We start from the raw sequence: 20,159 nt of genomic DNA on the forward strand, positions 1-20,159 counted from the left end.
GAAATTCGTTACTTTCCTTCCGTGGCTTTCCGATACTCTTCTTCTGTAACAGATCCAAGCCACTCAGCAGGACCGAGGTGAACCTGTGTACTGATACCAATATGTACGAGTTCTTCATCGGGTGCCGCACCATGCCAGTGAACCACGTTTGGTGGTATCTCCACCACATCACCTTTTTTCAAAATTCTCACAGGTTTTCCTCTTTCCTGGTAAAAGCCTTTTCCGCGAGTCACGATCAGAATCTGCCCTCCCGGATGGCTGTGCCAGTGTGTTCTCGCTCCTGGCTCGAACACCACGTTGTATACCTGTGTGTTGAATACCCCGTTTTCGTCAGTAACCAACATCTTCACCCAGACGTTCCCAGTGAAGAAGTCGCTCGAACCTTTAGAACCCCTTTCAAAGATATCATCCACCATGGTTGTACCTCCTTTCAATAATAGTCCACGCGATGATTTTTCATCTTTTCAGTGAACAAATCCACTTGACAACCTCGGGATCCCTGTGGGAGAAGAACGCACTCTGCCCTTCATCGAGCGTTGCAATCTTTTCCATGTCTTCCTGTGTGAGTTCAAAATCGAAGATGCTGATGTTTTCTATCATCCTCTCTCTTCTCACAGTTTTGGGAATGGCAACGATTCCTTTCTGAGTGAGCCATCTCAGAATGACCTGTGCAACCGTTTTGCCGTACTTTTCCGCGATCGATCTGAGCACTCCGTTCTGGAAAATGTTTTTTCTTCCCTCAGCGAAAGGACCCCAAGCTTCAGGTTGGATGTTGTAATTTCTCATGAATTCGATCTCCTCTTGTCTCTGATAAAACGGATGTATCTCGATCTGGTTCACCGCGGGAACAATTTCGTGATGAACCATTAGATCCATCAACCGATCAGGGTAGAAGTTGCTCACACCTATGGCTCTTACCAATCCATCTTTGTACATTTCTTCCATAGCTTTCCAGGCACAGTGTACATCTCCAAAAGGTTGATGAATTAGATAGAGATCTATGTATTCGAGTTGCAGTTTCTTCAAAGACTTTTCAAAAGCCTTCTTTGTGGATTCGTAACCAACATCCGACACCCACAGTTTGGTCGTGACGAAGAGCTCCTCTCTTCTGACAATTCCTTCGTCAATCGCGCGTTTTATCGCTCTTCCCACTCCCTCTTCGTTCATGTACGATGCTGCTGTGTCGATGAGTCTGTATCCCACCTTTATAGCCTCATAGACACATTCTTCCGTCTTTTCTGGTGGTATCTGGAAAACTCCGTATCCCAGAATAGGCATTTCTACACCGTTGTTCAAAGTAACTTTTGGAACCTGCATGTTAACACCTCCTATAGATGGATCCATGCTCCTGAAATTCTCGTACCAACTTTTCCCGCTACCGTGAAGAAAATCGGAGAAAGAATCAGTATAAAAGCCGAAAGGAGTATGGCGTACTTCATCGAACCTGTCAACGAGACTATGTAACCGTTCATAATAGAAGAAGCAATACCAGAAAGAAGGACAGCTCCCACGTAGATACTACTCGCTTTTTCGAAGTGTTCCTGCGGAATGAGATCTCCAAATATTGCCCAGAAAGAAGGGGTTGAAAGTCTCCAGAAGAGGATGGAGAACCCCACCAGAATGGATGTCAGAAGAGGATTGGTTGAAAGAGTGGAAAGTATTAAAAGAAAAGCCGACGGAAATAAACCGGTATACAGGGGAATTAACCTTCCACGCATTCCTCTCACCCGGTCAGACCACAATCCAACGAAAACCTCCATTACGCTCGATACAACAGCCATGATTCCAAGCACAAGGGCTATGAAACTATAACCCAGCTGGATCTCACGAACAAGGAAAGTAGAAAGCCAATTGAACATGAGATTCCAGGTGTAAACAGCAGAAAAATGACCGAAGGAAAGCCACAGTATGATGGAGAACACTCGTTTGAAAGAAACATGTGATCTCTTTTGAGAATCGTTCCACTCCGGCTTTCTCTGTACCTTTGACTCCAGCAAGCTTTTCCACAGAATGTATGCAACAGGAACATAAATAACACCGAGAAATCCTCCAGTGATCATGGATCTTTTCCAATAACCACCTGCTAACGCAACAACAGCGTATCCGAGTGCAAGTCCGATCATAGAACCAGTGTTGTATATGGCAGTTGCGATTCCCCTTTTTCTGGAGTCCACATACATCTCCACCACTTTTGCAGCAAGAGGATAAGAGAAGGGAACAGCCAGGCTCCCCACTATCTTCACAACGTTTAAAGAGAAAAAGTCTTTCACGAAAGCAACAAGAATTGTTGGAATAGAGAGCATCATCATGACCAGAGCCATGGAGTTCATTGGATATAATCTATGAACAAATCTTCCAAATAACATGGGTGAGAGAGCAGAAATGACCGTCCAGACACTCATAGCAACTCCTATGATACTCCAATCCACGCCGAATTCTTCCACAATGGAGGGAAGAACCGCTCCGAACACCGATCCCTGAAGTATTGAAAAACTGGTGAGGCCAAGACATATTCCAAGAAGAATTCCCGTTCTTTCCATCAAACTCTACCTCACAGATACGTCATCTTTTCCATATCCTCAGGATACCTGCTACCTTTTATTTCTATTCTTGAGAGAGCATCGTTTATTTCCTGGAGCTCTTCCGGTGTGAGTTCAACAAAAGCCCCTCCGATGTTTTCCAGAAGATGACTCAGTTTCGTTGTACCTGGTATGGGAACTATCCAGGGTTTCTGTGCAAGAAGCCATGCGAGAGCTATCTGTGATGGTGTCGCACCCTTTCGCTCAGCGATCTTTTTAAGGAGTTCTACGAGTGCAAGATTTTCCTTCAAATTCTCTTTCTGAAAGCGTGGAATCCTGCTTCGAATATCTTCCTCATCGAACTTGGAGTTTTCACCTATCGCTCCTGTAAGAAAACCTTTTCCCAGGGGACTGTACGCCACAAAGCCTATTCCAAGTTCTTCACAGGTGGGAAGTATTTCCTCTTCAGGTTTTCTCCACCACATGGAGTACTCGTACTGCACCACATCAACAGGACAGACTTTATGAGCTCTTCTTATCGTTTCGGCAGAAGCTTCGCAAAGTCCAAAGTGTTTCACCTTACCCTCTTCTATGAGTTCCTTTACAGCCCCAGCTACTTCTTCTATTGGAACGTTTGGATCCACCCTATGCTGGTAAAGAATATCTATGGCTTCCACTCTGAGCCTTCTCAGAGAACCTTCCACTGCTTTTTTGATGTGTTCCGGATTGCTGTTCAGTCCTTTCCAGCCTGGCCTTCCATCTTCGTACAGCTCAAAACCAAACTTCGTTGCTATCACGACTTCACCTTTGAACGGTTCGAGTGCTTCGCCTACGAGTTCCTCGTTTGTGTAAGGGCCGTAAACTTCTGCGGTATCGAAGAAGTTGATGCCGAGCTCCACGGCCGTTCTGATGAGTTTGATCATCTCTTTTCTGTCTGGAAGTTTTTTCTGGCCGAAGCTCATTCTCATACAGCCGAGCCCTATGGCAGAAACCTCTGGTCCTCTCTCTCCGAGTTTTCTCTTCGGAATACCCATACTTCCCCCTCCTTTCGCTCTAAAACATACCGCTATCTACTCCGCAAACGTTAGAAAGATATTCTCGAATATTTGCCTGATTTTCCATCAAAGGGTAAAATTTTAGCAGAAAGGAGATGAAAGAAATCATGGATGAATTCGATTACGTTCGGAGAAAGCTGATTGAAAGGATTTTACATCTCACAGAAAAGCAACCCGTGGTGAGGCCACTTCCGGGTCTGACTGTGGGCAGGAGGGAGTCTCCTACAGAACCTTCCACTTACATCCTTCCGCCATCGATATGCATCGCTGTTCAGGGTGCAAAGCGCGTTCTCATTGGAGAAGAGTACTACGTTTACGACGTGGAGAATTTTCTTCTCAACTCCTTCGATGTTCCCGTCGTTGCTCAGGTGATAGAAGCTTCTAAGGAAAAACCTTATATCGGAATGACTTGGGAGATAGACATGGAGATCCTTATGGAAATCGTTGTTGAACAAAAGCTCAATACAAGACCAATCACGTCATCCCGCGGTACATCACTGGGAAAAGTCACTCATCAGCTCCTGGACGCATTCAGAAGGATGCTGGAGCTCCTCGATGAACCGGAACACATTTCCGCACTCCTTCCCGTGATAAAAAAAGAGATCATCTATAGGCTCCTTGTGAGCGAACAGGGCCCGAGACTCATTCAGATCGCGTTGTCTGGAAAGAACGATGTGATAACAGCACTGAATTATCTGAAAGAACACTTCAATGAATCTGTGAATATGAAAAGGCTTGCCGAGATGGTGGGAATGAGCGTATCGACTTTTTATCAGAACTTCAAGATTCTCACTGGCATGACTCCTCTTCAGTATCAGAAGAAACTTCGGCTGTGCGAGGCAAGGAAGCTTCTCATGGCAGGAAGCGACGTCACAACCGCAGCCTACCAGGTGGGATACGAGAGCCTCTCTCAGTTCAGCAGAGAGTACAAAAGATTCTTCGGTGTCTCTCCTTCACAGGATGCAAAGAAGCTGAAGGAAGAACCTTACACGAGGATCCTTTATTGATTGCAGATGATGGTGCTTCTGTGCTACAATATGCTTGGAATCGATAATTAGGTAGGAATAATTAAAGGAGGGAGATCCCTATGGAAAGAGAAAAAGTGGAGCTTTTTAAAGAAGTGTTGAAAAAACTCCACGAAGGTGAAGACGTGGAATCTTTGAAAAAACAATTCGGAGAGTTACTCTCACAGATTCCTCCGTTCGAGATACCCGTCATCGAGCAGGAACTGCTGAAAAGCGGAGAGATAGACGTAAGAGACATCATCAAGATGTGCGATCTTCATGTTGAGTTCTTCAGAGGAGCCGTATCAGAAGCCGGAAGAGAAATAGAGAAGCTCCCGAATGGGCACCCGTTGAGAACGCTCTACGAAGAGAACAAACAGATACTCAAAGATGCGGAAGCTTTGAGTTTACTCGCCTCCAGCATGTTCTCTCTTCCAAAAGACGATCCCCGCAGGAAACAGTTCTATGAAAAGCTCGTTCAGCACGTCTCGGAGCTTCACAGGATAGGTCTCACCCATTACACGAGGGAAGAGATGCTGATATTTCCATACATTGAGAGAAGAGGCATCACAGCCGTTCCAACAGTCCTCTGGTCCAAACACGATGAGACCAGATTGAAGATAAGGCTCCTTCTCAATCTTTTGAAGAAAGAAGAATCCGATGAACGGCTGAAAGAAGAAGCACTGGAACTTTCAAGAATGCTCTCAGATATGGTCTTCAGAGAAAACAACATACTCTATCCGACGCTGAAGGTGTTACTCACCGAAGGAGAATGGAAAGCGATAAAGATGCTGGAAAAAGACATAGGGTACTACAAGATTGAAGTGACAGAAGAGTGGGAAACTCCTGAGAAACCTCTCCTTCCTCACGAGATAGATCCCGTCGTTTCACCTGAAACTTATGAGAAGCTTCCCGATGAGATCAAAAGGGTTGCCGGAATGCTCACACCAGACACAGAATATTCGCTGGTTCGAGACAACGACATAAAAATAGAAAGTGGTTATCTATCTTTAGAAGAACTGAATGCTATTTTCAAAACGTTGCCGTTCGATATTACCTTTGTGGATAAACACGGCAGAGTTCGTTTCTTCTCTGGAGGTCACAGGATCTTCCACAGAGCTCCCACCGTTCTTGGAAGACCGGTCCAGTTCTGTCATCCCCCAAGGAGCGTTCATATCGTGAACAAAATCCTCAAAGCTTTCAAAGAGGGAAGGAAAGAACCTGCGGAGTTCTGGATCAACATGGGTGACAGAAAGATCCACATACGCTATTTCCAGGTCCTGGACAAAGAAGGAAACTATCTGGGAACACTGGAAGTGGTACAGGACATCACGAGGATAAAAGAACTCGAAGGAGAAAAAAGGCTCCTCGACTGGAAAGACTGAAAAAGCGCAGGAGAACCTGTGCTTTTTTCAATTATTCGTTTTGTAACTCACAGGTCTTCTCTTCGTTGCTCAGTCTAAACGATGAAGTTTATCTTTTCTGATAGTATATAAGTGATCAATTATATAAGAAGGTGATTATATGAAGCTTCACGAGTTGTTCCATATCCTTTCAAACGAAACCAGGCTGAAGATTTTAACTCTTCTTCTGGAGAAAGAGATGTGCGTTTGCCAGATACTGGCAAGTATAGGAACGACTCAGCCGAACATCTCACAGCATCTCCACGTTCTCAAAAACCACGGCATTGTCAAATCTCGCAGAGAAGATTCCTTCGTTTACTATTCGATCGATGAAAGATTCCTCGAAAAATATCCCTTTCTGATCACTATTCTCGAACGTGCGAGAAAGGAATATGGTGTTAAAGCCGTTAACTCCTGCTCTTTACAAAATCTATCAAATAAGGAGTGAGAAACTTGGCGACCTTCATCCTGATCGCTCTGATCTTTGTGGCTTTCTATTTCGTTCCGTTCGGGCATCCGATTGTCGATCAGAGTATTCTGAACGGATTCTACCTGCTTCACGAATACGCACGTGAACACGTTCTTCTGTGTCTTGTTCCCGCATTCTTCATCGCCGGAACGATATCAGTAATGCTCAAAAAGGACGCCGTTTTGAAACTCCTTGGTCCAAACGCAAAAAGGATCATTTCTTATCCTGTCGCTGCGATTTCCGGTGGTATTCTGGCTGTCTGTTCCTGCACCATTCTTCCGCTCTTTGGAGGGATCTACAAAAAAGGTGCGGGTATAGGTCCTGCCACCACTTTCTTGTTTGCCGGACCTGCCATAAACATCGCTGCGATATTTCTGACAGCCCGAGTTCTTGGATGGGATTTGGGACTTGCCCGTCTCATTGCAACGATAACAGCAGCTGTCCTGATAGGCTTGATCATGGAAATGATCTATCAGGAAAGGGGAGAAGGTGGACTCGCGTTCACTTCCGATGACGATCAATACGGCGTAAGAGGAATAATATTTTTCCTGATACAGCTTGGATTTCTGGTAACGAGTTCTCTTGGTATCAACCAGACCCTCAAATATTCCCTGATGACATTGCTCGGAATCTCCGCACTTTTCATGGCTTTGTTTGGTTTCAAAAGAGACACCGTTGAAAACTGGCTGTACGAAACCTGGGACTTCGCAAAGAAAATACTGCCATATCTCTTCATCGGTGTGTTCTTCGCAGGTGTTCTGACCAGACTTCTGCCCCAGCAGGTGGTAACGGCACTTCTTGGAAGCAACAGTTTCTTGTCAAATCTTGTAGCGTCCGTCATAGGAACTCTCATGTACTTTGCCACTCTTACGGAAGTTCCAATAGTTCAGGCTCTGAGAGAACTTGGAATGGCAAAGGGTCCAACCCTTGCTCTTCTCATGGCCGGTAATTCCCTCAGCCTGCCAAGCATGATCGTTATCACAAAGCTTCTTGGAAAGAAAAAGGCCTTCACTTACTTTGGCCTTGTGGTTGTTTTTTCCACTCTGTTTGGAATGATATACGGAGTAATTTAAAAGGAGGGATAGCATGGCAAAAAAGGTGGAGATACTAGGAAAAGGGTGTCCGAGGTGCAAACAGACAGAAAAAATCGTGAGAATGGCAATCGAAGAACTGGGAATCGATGCAGTTGTTGAAAAGGTTCAGGACATAAACGAGATTGTCTCAAGAGGTGTCGTGGCAACCCCCGCAGTAGCGGTGGATGGAAAAGTTGTCATCTCCGGTAAAATTCCATCCCTAGATGAAGTCAAAAAGGTACTTCAGCAGGCTTAAAACAGAACTCTGTTTAAGATAAAGCCGCCTTCTCAGGCGGCTTTGTTTGTATCATCCCCTCCTCTTTGAAGAGTTTTTTCATGCTCTTTTTCGCTTCCCATACGGCGTAATCCCTGACGTCTTTTGAGATGGGTCTGTTCCACACAAAACTGAGAACTGCGGCATCGTCTGCTAATCCTATAACAGGATAATGAACACTATCGCTGCTATTACTCTCCACGGAGTTTTGTACTCTCCACTGTGCCAATCTTTCAAAAGATTCGACAGAATTTTCGTCCATTTTTAGCCAAAATCGAGTTTGACCTTACTTTCTTCTCCAGTTTTTCTGAATTTTTCAAGGCCTTTCTACATACTCTTCACTTATTTCATCAATTAATTTCTGAGTCTTTTGTTTCATGTACATATCTCCCCCCACAGTTCAACGAAATTCGGAAAGAAAATCGTATCAGTCATATAATTTGACACCAACCGGTGTACTTGTGAAAAACTCAGGGGGAGTTATAGATTTGACAAGTTTTCAAGTGCTAAAATTCTAACAGATCGTGAGATATCCTCGAACTCGAAAAGTCAGGAATAAAGGCTTTGACCAGTTCAGGAATGAAGAATCTATCACTCTCAGGGGATTGGGGGAAAAATCGTGAACAATCTTTTGTTTAAGAAAGTAGATTACAGTGTGGGTGGACTGCTGGAGAGCATCGATAGCGGTGAAATAGGCCTTCCTGATATTCAACGGCCCTTTGTCTGGGATACAACCCGTGTGCGTGATCTGTTTGATTCTATGTACCGTGGTTATCCCATAGGAACTCTTCTTTTCTGGGAAAATGGTTTCCCTGGTGAACACCGCACTATCGGGACAGGCCCCAAGAAGAAAGTGCCTCGCCTGCTCGTTGTAGATGGTCAACAGCGACTCACTGCCCTTTACTCCGTAATGAAGGGTGTTCCCATCGTAGACAAGAACTTTCGACAACGGCGCTTGAGAATAGCCTTCAATCCGTTGGAAGAAAAATTCGAGGTCACCAATACATCTATTGAACGAGATCCTACCTGGATATCTGATATCAGTATCCTGTGGCAGGAAGGTTTCGCGCTGTACGATTTTATCTCCAGTTTCATGAAGAGATTGGAAGAACGGCGTGGTCTAACCGAAGAGGAACGGCAGCGGATTCCTCGATCCATTCAAAAGCTGGTCAACCTCGTCAATTATCCAATGACCGCTCTGGAAATTTCTGCCAGCGCCACAGAAGAACAGGTTTCTGAGATCTTTGTTCGCATAAACAGCAGAGGTCGTACACTCAATCAGGCCGATTTCATCCTGACGTTGATGTCCGTTTTCTGGGATGAAGGGCGAAAACAACTGGAAGAATTCTGCCGGCGGGCTAAGAATCCACCTTCGGATAATCGTCCTTCACCCTATAACCCATACTTCAAACCTCAACCAGATCAGCTACTGAGAGTCGATGTGGCACTGGCTTTTCGTCGCGCCCGGCTGGAATACGTGTATTCCATTCTGCGAGGCAAAGATCTTCAGACCGGTGAATTCTCTCCTGAACGTCGTGATGCCCAGTTCGCTCTCCTGAGAAAAGCACAGGACGAAGTTCTCAACCTGCAAAACTGGCACGACTTTTTGAAAGTTATAAAGCGTGCCGGATATATTCATCCCAGTCTTATTACCTCTGAAATGGCGCTGGTTTACACTTATTCCCTCTGGCTCATTGGCAAACAAGACTTTGGCCTGGACCAGCACACTCTCCGCAATCTGATGGCACGATGGTTCTTCATGAGTTCACTCACCAGCCGCTACTCCTCTTCCCCTGAAACTCGTATGGAACAGGATCTCGCATTGATACGAGGCTGTACCAATTCAGAAGAGTTCATTCGGACACTGGAACAGGAAATATCAGCGGTTCTGACAAATGATTACTGGACTGTCACGCTCCCCAACGAACTCGCCACAGCTTCCGCTCGCAGTCCGGGACAATTCGCCTTCTTTGCAGCTCTCTGTTTGCTTGATGCCCCGGTACTCTACTCTTCTATGAAGGTTCGCGACCTGCTCGATCCCACATCACAATCGGGAAGGTCAGCCCTGGAGAGACACCATCTCTTTCCACGCAAATACCTTCAAAAACTGGGCATCAAAGATAAACACGACATAAACCAGGTTGCCAATTTCGCACTGGTAGAATGGTACGACAACGTTGATATAGGAGATCGCCCTCCTTCAGATTACGCGCCCGAGTATGAAAGACGTTTTCCACCCGACAAACTTAAAGAAATGTACTGGTACCATGCACTGCCCGAAGGCTGGTACAACATGGATTACTGGACATTTTTGGAGGAACGCCGACGTCGAATGGCAGAAATCATTCGAAAAGGGTTTGAGAGTTTGAAGTGAAAAAGTCAGTCTAATTGGAAGAAATCACCTCCTGCGGTATATTTTCTGTCCGAGTGAAATGACGTATCGTTGTTTTGTTTTTATTGTCGATCCAAATATTTCGGTGATATCAATGTCTTTATTCTCGTGAACCAGGTATATTCTTCTTTTTTCATCATCGAACGGGCTGAAGATCTTTAAAATTACGGGCTTTTTACCTCCAAGGTTGGAAACTATGTAGATCCAGTATCTATCCCGATTGTCATTTGCGAATCTGTGCTCAGCCGCGGTCAACTCAGCGGACAGCCACAAGGGTTTGTGTCCCTTGACTTCTATGTACTTCTCACCTTCTGGTTCAGAGACTTTTATATCGTAGTGTTCCTTCAAAGAAACATCCTCTACCTTCCAGTCAGAGCTTTCCCCATACTTTTCAATTAGACGCTTCTTTTCTATGTTCATAACAATTTCCATGGCTTTTCTTTCACTTTCAAGAATATCTTCGAGTGGAACGAAACCTCTTTCCATCCATCTTTCATAGTCGTTCGATGGAAGATCAAAGCTGTCTGGAGGAAGGCCGAGGATTTCAAGAATGGAAGGATGAAATAGTTTAAAAATGGAAAATTCCCTGTCGGATACACCCTCAACTCTCAAAATCTCAGATGACTTCGTGTCCAGATTTATGAACAGTGAGCCTGTTTTCATAAAAGATTCATTCAGTTCAGTGTCATAATCTGTGTGTTTATTCATGATGCTTTGTAAATCTTTGGCACTCCGATCTATCAATTTCGCGGTTTGAATATCCATCTTCTCTTTTGGATTTGCCCATTCAATAACGAACCATTCTTTTGAAAACACATCTGCCAGCTTTTCCAAAAGAGAAGTACCACGGTAGAGCTGAGGTGAAACGTTTCCACCGATTTCAATTAGTACAGGATACTCGTATATCTTTCTTCCTCGATCGATGACTTCCACCTGGAAAAGTCTGTATTCTTTTGACTCATTTTTAACGGCTATTTTTAAACACTTCTCGTTCAGAAGTGGTTCATGTATTCTATCTGTCAGAATTTTAAAAAGGTATGAACCTATACTATTGATAAAACTATTTTCAAAAACTGATATGTACTTTTTAAGTTTCTCGAAAACGATCTCCGATTCCATATCGTCAGGTAAAAGAACACTGTTCAGTTCTTCTTGAATTTCATTACAGGTGTTCAAAGGAACGACTTCTTCGATCTTCGTTCTGAGAGATTTCAAAGTGCTGATTATACGTTTTGTCTGTTCATCTAAATTCCTCCTTTTGATGGCAGAGAGCATCAGTTCGAACTCGGACACAGGAGAATCCGAAGTTTCCTCGTCCTGAACGTTCTCCAGCCGATACTCGAAATTTCCACTGAGCGTTCTCGTTCCAAAAACTGGCTTACCAACGTTCGGCCCAGTTCCAACAGCATCAGTTATGTTCAGGATCTTCTGATAAAGGCTTTCCAGTATCTGAAGATCTGCCTCGTGGTTGAGAAGAAGGGTGTAAGCGATCGTTTCTTTTGTCTGATTCAGTCTCCAGATTCTTCCCACCCTCTGTTCGAGCTTTATCGGACTCCAAGGGATTTCGTAATTGATCAGGATGTTTGCCACCTGCAGGTTCAATCCCTCGGATGCCACATCGGTTGAGATCAGTAGTTTTCCATCGTTTGCAAATTTCTCCACCTGTTTTTCTATTTCTTCGCTTTTCATTCCGCCATGAAGTACAGATATATCCTTTTCCTCAGAAAGGTGAATACCTTCTTGTTCGAGGAGTGTTGGAAGATTGTTCCTAAGGTATTCCAGTGTGTCCTTGAATTCTGTAAATACGATCACCTTTTCGTTTTTCTTCAGGTGATATGCGAGAACTTCGGCAAGAGTTTTCAACTTGCTGTCGTTTTTTCCGATGGCCTTTCCAATCTTCAGGATCTTTTCTAACGCGTTAATCTGTCCTTTATCAAGAGGGTATCTTTTGGCCACGCTGTTTATTATGCTACTGATCAGATCGTCTATTTCTGAATTTTCTTCCAGTTCCATCTCATCGTACCCGAGGCCGAATATCTGCTTGATCTGATCTTCCAGCACGTCTTCACCTGAAGCCCCGGAATACTGATTTTTGATGATGTTGTTTATAGTTTTCAAAGCGGATTCGTAACTCGAAGCCGCTCTTTTTCTCAAAAGTACAGCAAGAAGAGCAACAGGAGAGTTCATATGAACATCCTTGACCATTTCAAAGAGCACTTCATCCAGTTCCTCAAAGAAACGTTTTTCTTCTTCGGTAATATCAACTATCACAGCGTTGAAATCGCACTTTTTGAAGATCTCTCTCTTCTCCAGATCGTTGACAACCTTTTTTGTTCGACGAAAAACCAGAACCCCGTGAGTTCTTCTGTAGAACTTCTCGCTGTCCAGAGCGTTCCAATCGGCTGTCAGTGTTGGATCAAGGAGTCTGAGCCTTTCTATATAGTCTTTCGGATTACCTCTGTGCGGTGTTGCGGAGAGAAATACGATGTTGAGGTCCTCTTTTGATTTTTCGATCAGACTCTTCAAAAAGTTGTATCTCTGTGTGTTGTAAGTTACATTATGAACCTCGTCAACGATTAGAAGATCCCAATCTATCGCCGAGAACTTTTCTGAATGGTTTTGACTCTTTGCCAGATCGATTGACACCACAAAATACTCGGCAGCATTATTAAAAGTAGCCTTTCTGAGAAGTTTTCTTTCCACTTCGCTTCCATTCGTTATGACAACCGGTTTTCCTCCCAATCTTCTTATCTCCTGTTTCCACTGCTCTCTGAGGATCTTGGGAACGAGGATCAGAATCTTTTTTGCTTCACCTTGAAGCTCTAAATATCTCGCTATTGCAAGAGCCTGGATGGTTTTTCCGAGGCCTATCTCATCGGCTATTAGAATTCTCACAGGCCTTGAAAGCATGGCATGACAGAGCGTCTGAAACTGATGCTTGAAAGCTTCTATTCTCCTTCTGTTCGAGGGAGAAGTCAGCGAGGAATAAAAGAGAGCGGGATTGCTCAGTGTAACTTTTCTGAGTATGACCTCAGGTAACCTTTCCAAGCCTTTCTACCTCCAGGATACGCCTTGCAAGATAATTCAGCACTCTCCGATTCTTGGCTTTCCAGAAAGTGTATTTTATCTTCGAGCCCCAGAACCGTAGAGTTAAAGGTTCCATTGAAAGAACGAGATCCTCGAGATACCCCCACTCCACAGGATTCTTCAAAACAGACATCAAAACACCGTAGATCATCAATCTCAAGTACGCGTAGTCATCCGAGACCTTCAGTACAAGCTTTCTGGATCGATCATTTTCCATCTGAAAAAGGCTGATCTGTTCATCGTGTATCGCTCCTACTTTTTTCGCAAAGTTCAAAAACTCTGGCAAAAACACCTTCGCACGTGCCTCTGCTTTCCCGGGTATCTGCTCTTCTTTACCGTTTTTTCCAGCGATAAAAACCGGAACGAACTCCGCCAGCTTCTGAGTTCTCTTCACAGGAAGAGTGGACTTTTTGACGTACTTCAAAGATATGCGGTATTCGATCGCACTGTTCATTTCTGATCTCCTTTCTTTAGAATGAATGATACTTTTCCATTCAGAGGTTTCAGTTTCTCAAAGATAAGGTCATTGATCATCTGTGGTTCCGACAAACGGAAGTTCACATCGAGCAAAGCCTTTGTTCCCAGAAAATCTTCGAGCTCACCGGCAATGTATTCAAAAGTTTTTCTGTCGGTTTCACTGAACTGAACTTTCCACTCAGGCTTTTCCGTTTCGAGACGACCACTCACCACTCCTTCGAAGTCCTCTGGTAGAGATTTCAGTGTATCGAGATCTCTGATGGATTTCACGGAAACAAGAAACATTCCTTTGTGAGTTTCGTCCAAGGTATTTGTCTCAAGAACACTCGATTCAACTTTCGGTACAAGAACGATCTCCTTGGGAATCATTTTCTCTTCACTTTTTGCCTCTATCTTCACAACTTTCTTCTCAGACGGTATGGTCATATTCCATAGAATTTCAAGAGATTCACCCTCTCTGAGAAAAACGTTCTGATAGGAAAGTTCCCCGTATTCGGATGAGAGTTCGATCTCGGCATCACCAAAAGCGGTTATCCTAACGGGGATCTCTACTTTCTCGCCCGGTTTTCCTTCAACGCTTCGTCGGGCTACCTCAAGGTCGAATTCTCCTTTTTTAATCTCCACTTCTTCCTTTTTTTCCAGGATTAAACCGTACATAACGGCTTCTTCGTCCCCTATCTGACATTCCTCGTTCTCCACAGTAACCAGGTTCTTCAAAAGCTCTGAAAATTCCGAACTCGGAAGATAAATTTCGTACCACACGCGATATCTTTTTCCATCCCTAATCTCATCCTTTTCCTGTTTCAAAAGCTCGCAGACTTGTCTTCTGAGAGCTTCATTAGCTGGCAGAATTATGTCATCGGGCTCAACTTTGGAGATCTCCACGCCGCTTTCTTGTGCAAAGTCGGGAATCTCCGAATAGACCTTTTTGAATAGTATCTTTCCTTTTCTTTCAAGGCCGATCTTGAGCTTTCGAACAGCCTCCTTTATCGACTTCTTGAGATTCTCAAAGTCCACCATGGGTGCAGAGGGATTCGAACAGATGATTTTTCTCAGTTCTGACACGTAGTATCCTTCTGGTTTCAGAATATTGAGGCCGATGTTTTCTTTCAACCAGTTAGCGAATTCGATGAAATCGAATTCCTCTACGATCTTTCCTCTGCCTTTCAGAGCAGAATACACGTTTTCGACAACAGATTTCGAGCTGGCAGGAGCGTCAGCGGTGTCTATACCATCTTTAACCGGGTAAGCTACTTTTCTGAAAGAGCCCACAATTTGATTCTCAAGGTCTTCAAGGGCCCTGTTTCTTATATCTCTGAGCTGGTTCAGCTGTATTTTCACCACGTCTTCTCCATACTTTCCATACATCTCTTTTACCGTGTCCATCACCCTCTGGCATGCCATATCTCTTGCCGTCGTCATTATCAGATGTTTCATCGTTCCCGGAATGGGATAACAGACAACCACAGTGTTCTTGTAAGTTCTGCTTCCAGAACCGATCTGGAACATAATGCCTTTCAGTAATTTCTCATCGACATCCTCACTCACCAGTACGAAGAGCTTGTACATTTCATTGTCCATAAGTTCCTGTGGTTCTTTGCTAACGATCACCTGTTCGAAGAACCTCACGTGTTCTTCTACAGTGGATCCCTTACCTCTTGCTGCGATACTCCTTTTTTCCCTCACTAACTGGTCCACATATCGGACAAGCTGGTTCCAGATCTCACCATAGCTGCTTTCGATGAGCTCCTCAGTTTTGCTGTCAACCATCTTTGTCACGTTGGCAACTCTCCAGAACCAGAAAACACCGTCTTTTCTGTTCAGAAAGACGAAGTGTGGATGGGATTCTATCTCTTCGACGGTGTCTTTTATATCAGCGGGAATCCACTGTTTTTTGGAGAAAGTTTCTGGGTCGTAGATCGCTCTCGATATGGTGGTCAGCGTTGGGAAATCATTTAGAGGAGTCGGTGCATCGAATGGATATGTTCTCAAAAAGATGTAAGTGAGAATCATCCTTGCAAGCTCTGGATGTCTGAAAGCTCTGTACTTCTCATCGTTGACCAGTTCAGCATCTATAATCGAAGCGTAATCAGCGAACTTCGACTTTTCTCCAAAGAGCATTCCCCTTATTCTGTCATTTGTAAGATCGATGTGAATAGGAAGTATGATAGCAGGTGCAAATCCCTCTTTCTCGTAGCGATCGATCAGGTTTCTCACAACGATTCTGGTTATTCTGATCATGTCCCTCGTTCTCTGAAGATCCGTCTTTTCTATGATCGTTCTCAGAATCTGTATGTATTCGGGATGGAACGGATAGGTTCTGGGTATTTCATGAGTGAATCCTCCGTGACCGAAGATTTCCACATCGTTATTTTCAGATCTTATTCTTTCCAGTGTTCTTCTTCGGATATCGGGATCCACACGCTTGAATATCCTCTTTTTCAAGACCTCGACGAGTTCGTCGTTTATGCCAACGGTTCTCACAGGTGTGTAAGAATCAGCCCCACCAACTCTTCTGACAGCATCCCACAGAGCCCTTACAACACTGTGGTTGTATTCTTCCTGAGTCCTCAGATTGCCTCCTTCCTCTGTCATGGGAAGTGTGATCACCATAGAACTCGTAGAGCTTGAAAGAGCCGTGGAGAGCCTGTCGATGAAGTTGTCCACGTTTTTTGCGTAACGGCGGTCCTCTTCCGCTCCAGAGTTGTAAAGGTTGTCAACGTAATCCGCAATTTCGTCGATCAAAAGCAGTACTTTTTCGCCTCTGAATAAATCCCTCAGAGTTTCAATGTCCGGCACCGTGAGATTTTTATCGTTTTTCTCGACGATGGAGTACTTTCCAAGGGAATGTGCTATGTACCCCCAGATCGTCTTCACACTGTAGGGGCCCACGTCCAGAGGAATACTTGGCTGACCTACCCTTCCCTTACCATACACGGGAACGACCTTTACGCTTTCTCCAAGGAGCTTTATCCTCTCTGCCAGTTCTCTTATGGTTTCTCTTTTTTCGGGAATGTATCCCTCGAGGACCTCTGGGTCTTCCAGAGCTTCAGGTGTTTTGAAGGCGTGATACAGGGTGAGGAGCAGATGCGTCTTTCCACCACCGAAGAGAGAGTAGATCAGAAATATGTTTCTTCTCTCTTTTCCCTCGAATGTATCAAGGATTCTTTTCAATATCTCCACCGTTGCATCGGTGAAATACGTCCTTTTGAAAAACTCCTTCGGATCTCTGTATATCTCCGGCGCTTCACCGGTGTACACATCCCCTAATTCCGGCGCAACTTGAGAATCAAAACTCTCATCCAGAACGTCCTCCCAAACTTCGTAAGGACCGAATTTCATCACACAGCACCCCCTACATAACCCAGGAGTCTTCTCATCAAAACGACTTCGAGGAATCCGTCCTTTTCCAGCTCCCTGTCTATCTCTGAAGCGAACTCTTCTTTCATCCTCCTGACAGGATCTATTTTCCTGATGTAGATCTCCGCGTAGTACTCAGACACGAGCCTCGCGATAAAAAGGGCCTCTTCTACCTCACCAGCCCACATTTTTCTGAGTTTTTCTATCTCCTCTTTCACTCTGGAGCGTCCAAGCAGTGAGTAGTACTCGAGAAGCTGAAGCACATCCACACTGTTTTTTGGTTTTGGCTCTACCGGATCGAGTTTCTTTTCATGAAGGAACTTCTGGAACTCCTTCGTGTCCAAAGCTTTCTTGCCGAGAAGATCCGGTGTGTAGAGCGTGTATTCTTTACTGCTTGAAGATCTCTTCTCTTTGAGAACTCCACTGCTGATCAACTCACTCGGATCTGTTGATGTTGCGAGCCTGAGGAGGACGATATCGTTCGCGCTCAAAGATGCGTTTCCAAATAGTATCTTGTAAGCGGTGTAGAACATGGCAGTGCCAGAATGGAGTGTTCCAGTTCCTTCGATCTCCGCAATCGCGTTCACAATTCCTCTTATAGTAGCGGGATATACGTATTCGTTCAAAATTTCTTCTGTCGTAAGAGGACCTTTCAGGGAGGAAATTTCTCTGTACTTTGTGACTTCCTCGAGGGCAGCCGCCATCACACCGTACAGCAGATCGAGTCCTTCATAACCATACTCTATGAATTCACGAGCCGAAGACTTTGCTTTTCTCTCGATCTCTTCCTTCAGAGTCGATATTTGAACGGTTTTTTCCTCTTTCTGTTTTCTCCAGACAGCAACGATCGAGGTGTCGAGACTCATTTTACCCCTGCTCACGATGCTCGTTTCCGATTCGGTTGTCAGAGGGATTGCCCTCGTTATTTGAAGTCTTGCTCGCCTCCAGCCGGCTTCAATGAGGTTTATCCAGCTTCCCGGATCTGTGTGAGCGTAGTAGGTGACAAGAACCCCATCGTCCTTGAGGTGCTCCCTCATGGCCACGAAGGCCTGACTGAAGAGGTTTTCGAAGTGTTGGACGGCTTTCTCCTTTTTGTTTTCGTCTTCCATGAAACGACCCGGATTCGTCGAAACTTCTTTCTTCGCAAATTCCTGCCACTGGGTCTTGATTTCCACCCATTTGGGGCCGATTCTTTTGAAAAACGCTTCCTTGTGGAACCTTGGAATGAGTTTTCCGTTCTCAACGTCGCTCAGAGCCCTTTTGAGCCAGACGTAGTAGAAGTCAGAAAGTTCTGTGTATGGGACATCATCTGCATAGGGTGGATCAGTTACGATGACGTCGAACTTCTCTCCAAGGTTGAGCGAGGTCGCGTCGCCCTGGAGAACTTTAACGGAGTTTTCTGTGAAATCCGCAAGGGTTCTCTGGGAGGAGGAGAGAGCGGAGGTGAGGTATTTAACACCCCTTAATATTGCAAGGAGTGTTTTGATCATCCCACCAAAACTACTAAACCAAGGACTTTCTGTCCAGTTCCAATTCATTGCGATTCCACGGGTGGACATTGTTTCCCCAATTTTCCACCAAGTAGAATCCCACCGGGTAACGATTGAATTGTAGTACGCATACTTCAACATCGCCGTGCTCAAATACGTTGCCACTGCCTCCGCATACTCAAATGCCCTTTCTTTATTCCAGCCCTCGGCAATCTTTTCCTCCTCGACCTTTCTGCCAACTTCCCTTATCAGCCTCACGATCTTTATGAGGGTGAGAAGCTGACGGGGGTTGAAGAACTGATACCATTTTTCTGCACTGAGTATTGGAGTAATACGGCGGTTCTCGTAAAGAGGTATTGCTTCACTCGGCACGTCCAGATCTCCCTTCTCAAGCATCTCCCTGACCTTCTCCTTCGCTTTCCAGAGTTTTTCGCTGTCTTCCTTTGTCGCTGGTTCAAAGATCAGATCTCCATCCTTGACTTTCACCTTCACGAGCAGTCTCTGCCTTGCGAAGCGCTCATCACCTTCGTGGTACTTTCTCAGCGCGAACTTCACATAAAAATCCCCGTTTTTCAGCTTCATGTGGTGATTTCCATTTTCATCCGCGTACTTTATGACATTTCCACACATAAGACAGGTGAGCTGGCTCCGTCTTAATTCGATATTCGCCGAAGGAACTTCGAAGATAACCGTGTTTCCATCTATCTTCACATCACTCTGTTTCAGCTTTCCATCTCTTACAGCTTCTTCTACTGTTTTCACGTAGTTTTCTCCTTCGAAGATGATCTCATTGCCGTCAACATTCGCTTTAGAAATATCGTCCAGGATTTCGTTGAGGTCAATCACCCTTATTTCAATCTCATCGCCCTTCCTCTCAGGCTTCATGTAGGCGAGCCTCTTGTAGCCCTTGCCGTCCTTAACTCTTGCCAGCCAGAAATTTCCTATCGCAGGAGTCCACCGCCCACAGTGAGGGCACCTGATTTCCCACGTTCCGATGTAAACGGCCACGTCATCGTCGTAAAGCTCCCTGATTTCAGGGTCATTCTTGAGTTGCTCGGTTATCCACTCACCCCACCTTTCAACGTCTTTCACGAGGGATTTCCCGAACTTCTTTGGATATTCGAGAACGGCCTTGAGAAAAATGTAGGTTGTTGGTAGAAGTTCAACAGCCGTGACATCAAGGCCGAGTCTCAGCCCTTCGAGGGGAATCGAACCGAACCCAGCGAAGGGATCGAGCAACTTTTTCCCTTCAAAGTACTTCGCAAATTCCGCGGGAATTTGAGGGTTCTCTCTGTGGGGTGTGGGCGAAGAAAGTCTTACAGCCGCTTTGAATAGATTTTCATCCACGTTTTCGGGAAGCAGTGCCCCCGCTATTACAGACCTTGCACCTACGAGAGGTTTCCTCGTCCAGTAAAACACCATCTCCCAGTACGGAGGCCTTCCAGGTCCTTTCTCGCCGGAACTTTTTTTATTTACTTCCTGGACCGGGAATTTGAGACTTTCAAGGAATGTTTTCATTGTACATCCCCCTTTGGATTTGCTGTATCCAACTTAAA

The 20,159-nt window shown here is 44.9% G+C and carries 15 protein-coding genes; 6 read left to right on the forward strand and 9 right to left on the reverse strand.

The window, feature by feature from the left end:
* Nucleotides 1-8 precede the first annotated feature (8 nt).
* The 4 genes from TRQ2_RS09255 to TRQ2_RS09270 are packed head-to-tail and all read right to left on the reverse strand — an operon-like array spanning nt 9 to nt 3,553.
* Nucleotides 9-416 (reverse strand): cupin domain-containing protein, encoded by a 408-nt coding sequence (locus TRQ2_RS09255; protein WP_012311349.1) that lies wholly within the window; start codon nt 414-416, stop codon nt 9-11.
* A gap of 40 nt (nt 417-456) precedes the next feature.
* Complete coding sequence (locus TRQ2_RS09260; RefSeq protein ID WP_012311350.1) at nt 457-1,317, reverse strand: aldo/keto reductase; 861 nt, start codon at nt 1,315-1,317, stop codon at nt 457-459.
* 11 nt (nt 1,318-1,328) lie between these two features.
* The gene (locus tag TRQ2_RS09265) at nt 1,329-2,540 is read right to left on the reverse strand and encodes an MFS transporter (protein WP_004080534.1); all 1,212 of its coding nucleotides are present in this window, start codon (nt 2,538-2,540) and stop codon (nt 1,329-1,331) included.
* Nucleotides 2,541-2,551: 11 nt separating this feature from the next.
* Nucleotides 2,552-3,553, reverse strand: coding sequence for an aldo/keto reductase (locus tag TRQ2_RS09270; protein ID WP_004080538.1), 1,002 nt, complete (start codon nt 3,551-3,553; stop codon nt 2,552-2,554).
* Between the two features lie 128 nt (nt 3,554-3,681).
* Here TRQ2_RS09270 and TRQ2_RS09275 point away from each other — a divergent pair, with 128 nt between their 5' ends.
* From TRQ2_RS09275 to TRQ2_RS09295, 5 genes are all read left to right on the forward strand, one after another.
* Entirely contained in the window at nt 3,682-4,581 is a 900-nt protein-coding gene (locus TRQ2_RS09275; protein ID WP_004080540.1) for an AraC family transcriptional regulator, read from the forward strand.
* 80 nt (nt 4,582-4,661) lie between these two features.
* On the forward strand, nt 4,662-5,963 hold the full coding sequence (locus TRQ2_RS09280; protein WP_012311351.1) for a DUF438 domain-containing protein: 1,302 nt from the start codon (nt 4,662-4,664) through the stop codon (nt 5,961-5,963).
* 139 nt (nt 5,964-6,102) lie between these two features.
* Nucleotides 6,103-6,429 (forward strand): metalloregulator ArsR/SmtB family transcription factor, encoded by a 327-nt coding sequence (locus TRQ2_RS09285; protein WP_004080556.1) that lies wholly within the window; start codon nt 6,103-6,105, stop codon nt 6,427-6,429.
* Nucleotides 6,430-6,434: 5 nt separating this feature from the next.
* Nucleotides 6,435-7,523 (forward strand): permease, encoded by a 1,089-nt coding sequence (locus TRQ2_RS09290; RefSeq protein ID WP_004080558.1) that lies wholly within the window; start codon nt 6,435-6,437, stop codon nt 7,521-7,523.
* A gap of 13 nt (nt 7,524-7,536) precedes the next feature.
* Complete coding sequence (locus TRQ2_RS09295) at nt 7,537-7,779, forward strand: thioredoxin family protein (protein WP_004080561.1); 243 nt, start codon at nt 7,537-7,539, stop codon at nt 7,777-7,779.
* 13 nt (nt 7,780-7,792) lie between these two features.
* Here TRQ2_RS09295 and TRQ2_RS09300 read toward each other — a convergent pair whose 3' ends face one another.
* On the reverse strand, nt 7,793-7,999 hold the full coding sequence (locus tag TRQ2_RS09300) for a hypothetical protein (RefSeq protein ID WP_148202965.1): 207 nt from the start codon (nt 7,997-7,999) through the stop codon (nt 7,793-7,795).
* Between the two features lie 417 nt (nt 8,000-8,416).
* Between TRQ2_RS09300 and TRQ2_RS09305 the strand changes: the two genes are divergently transcribed.
* Entirely contained in the window at nt 8,417-10,171 is a 1,755-nt protein-coding gene (locus TRQ2_RS09305; protein ID WP_012311352.1) for a DUF262 domain-containing protein, read from the forward strand.
* Nucleotides 10,172-10,195: 24 nt separating this feature from the next.
* Here TRQ2_RS09305 and TRQ2_RS09310 read toward each other — a convergent pair whose 3' ends face one another.
* The 4 genes from TRQ2_RS09310 to TRQ2_RS09325 are packed head-to-tail and all read right to left on the reverse strand — an operon-like array spanning nt 10,196 to nt 20,121.
* On the reverse strand, nt 10,196-13,237 hold the full coding sequence (locus TRQ2_RS09310) for a helicase-related protein (RefSeq protein WP_012311353.1): 3,042 nt from the start codon (nt 13,235-13,237) through the stop codon (nt 10,196-10,198).
* Entirely contained in the window at nt 13,221-13,730 is a 510-nt protein-coding gene (locus tag TRQ2_RS09315) for a hypothetical protein (protein ID WP_004080570.1), read from the reverse strand. The genes TRQ2_RS09310 and TRQ2_RS09315 overlap by 17 nt, the downstream gene beginning before the upstream one ends.
* On the reverse strand, nt 13,727-17,095 hold the full coding sequence (locus TRQ2_RS09320; protein ID WP_012311354.1) for an ATP-binding protein: 3,369 nt from the start codon (nt 17,093-17,095) through the stop codon (nt 13,727-13,729). Before TRQ2_RS09320 ends, TRQ2_RS09315 begins: the two co-directional genes overlap by 4 nt.
* On the reverse strand, nt 17,095-20,121 hold the full coding sequence (locus TRQ2_RS09325; RefSeq protein WP_012311355.1) for a DUF1156 domain-containing protein: 3,027 nt from the start codon (nt 20,119-20,121) through the stop codon (nt 17,095-17,097). Before TRQ2_RS09325 ends, TRQ2_RS09320 begins: the two co-directional genes overlap by 1 nt.
* Nucleotides 20,122-20,159: the final 38 nt, after the last annotated feature.

It is taken from the genome of Thermotoga sp. RQ2, assembly GCF_000019625.1.
Taxonomy (GTDB): domain Bacteria; phylum Thermotogota; class Thermotogae; order Thermotogales; family Thermotogaceae; genus Thermotoga; species Thermotoga maritima.

Bases quoted from the DNA above. Each gene is read 5' to 3' on its own strand.
- TRQ2_RS09255 (WP_012311349.1), bottom strand. From the start codon at position 416: ATGGTGGATGATATCTTTGAAAGGGGTTCTAAAGGTTCGAGCGACTTC.
- TRQ2_RS09260 (WP_012311350.1), bottom strand. From the start codon at position 1,317: ATGCAGGTTCCAAAAGTTACTTTGAACAACGGTGTAGAAATGCCTATT.
- TRQ2_RS09265 (WP_004080534.1), bottom strand. From the start codon at position 2,540: ATGGAAAGAACGGGAATTCTTCTTGGAATATGTCTTGGCCTCACCAGT.
- TRQ2_RS09270 (WP_004080538.1), bottom strand. From the start codon at position 3,553: ATGGGTATTCCGAAGAGAAAACTCGGAGAGAGAGGACCAGAGGTTTCT.
- TRQ2_RS09275 (WP_004080540.1), top strand. From the start codon at position 3,682: ATGGATGAATTCGATTACGTTCGGAGAAAGCTGATTGAAAGGATTTTA.
- TRQ2_RS09280 (WP_012311351.1), top strand. From the start codon at position 4,662: ATGGAAAGAGAAAAAGTGGAGCTTTTTAAAGAAGTGTTGAAAAAACTC.
- TRQ2_RS09285 (WP_004080556.1), top strand. From the start codon at position 6,103: ATGAAGCTTCACGAGTTGTTCCATATCCTTTCAAACGAAACCAGGCTG.
- TRQ2_RS09295 (WP_004080561.1), top strand. From the start codon at position 7,537: ATGGCAAAAAAGGTGGAGATACTAGGAAAAGGGTGTCCGAGGTGCAAA.
- TRQ2_RS09315 (WP_004080570.1), bottom strand. From the start codon at position 13,730: ATGAACAGTGCGATCGAATACCGCATATCTTTGAAGTACGTCAAAAAG.
- TRQ2_RS09320 (WP_012311354.1), bottom strand. From the start codon at position 17,095: ATGAAATTCGGTCCTTACGAAGTTTGGGAGGACGTTCTGGATGAGAGT.
- TRQ2_RS09325 (WP_012311355.1), bottom strand. From the start codon at position 20,121: ATGAAAACATTCCTTGAAAGTCTCAAATTCCCGGTCCAGGAAGTAAAT.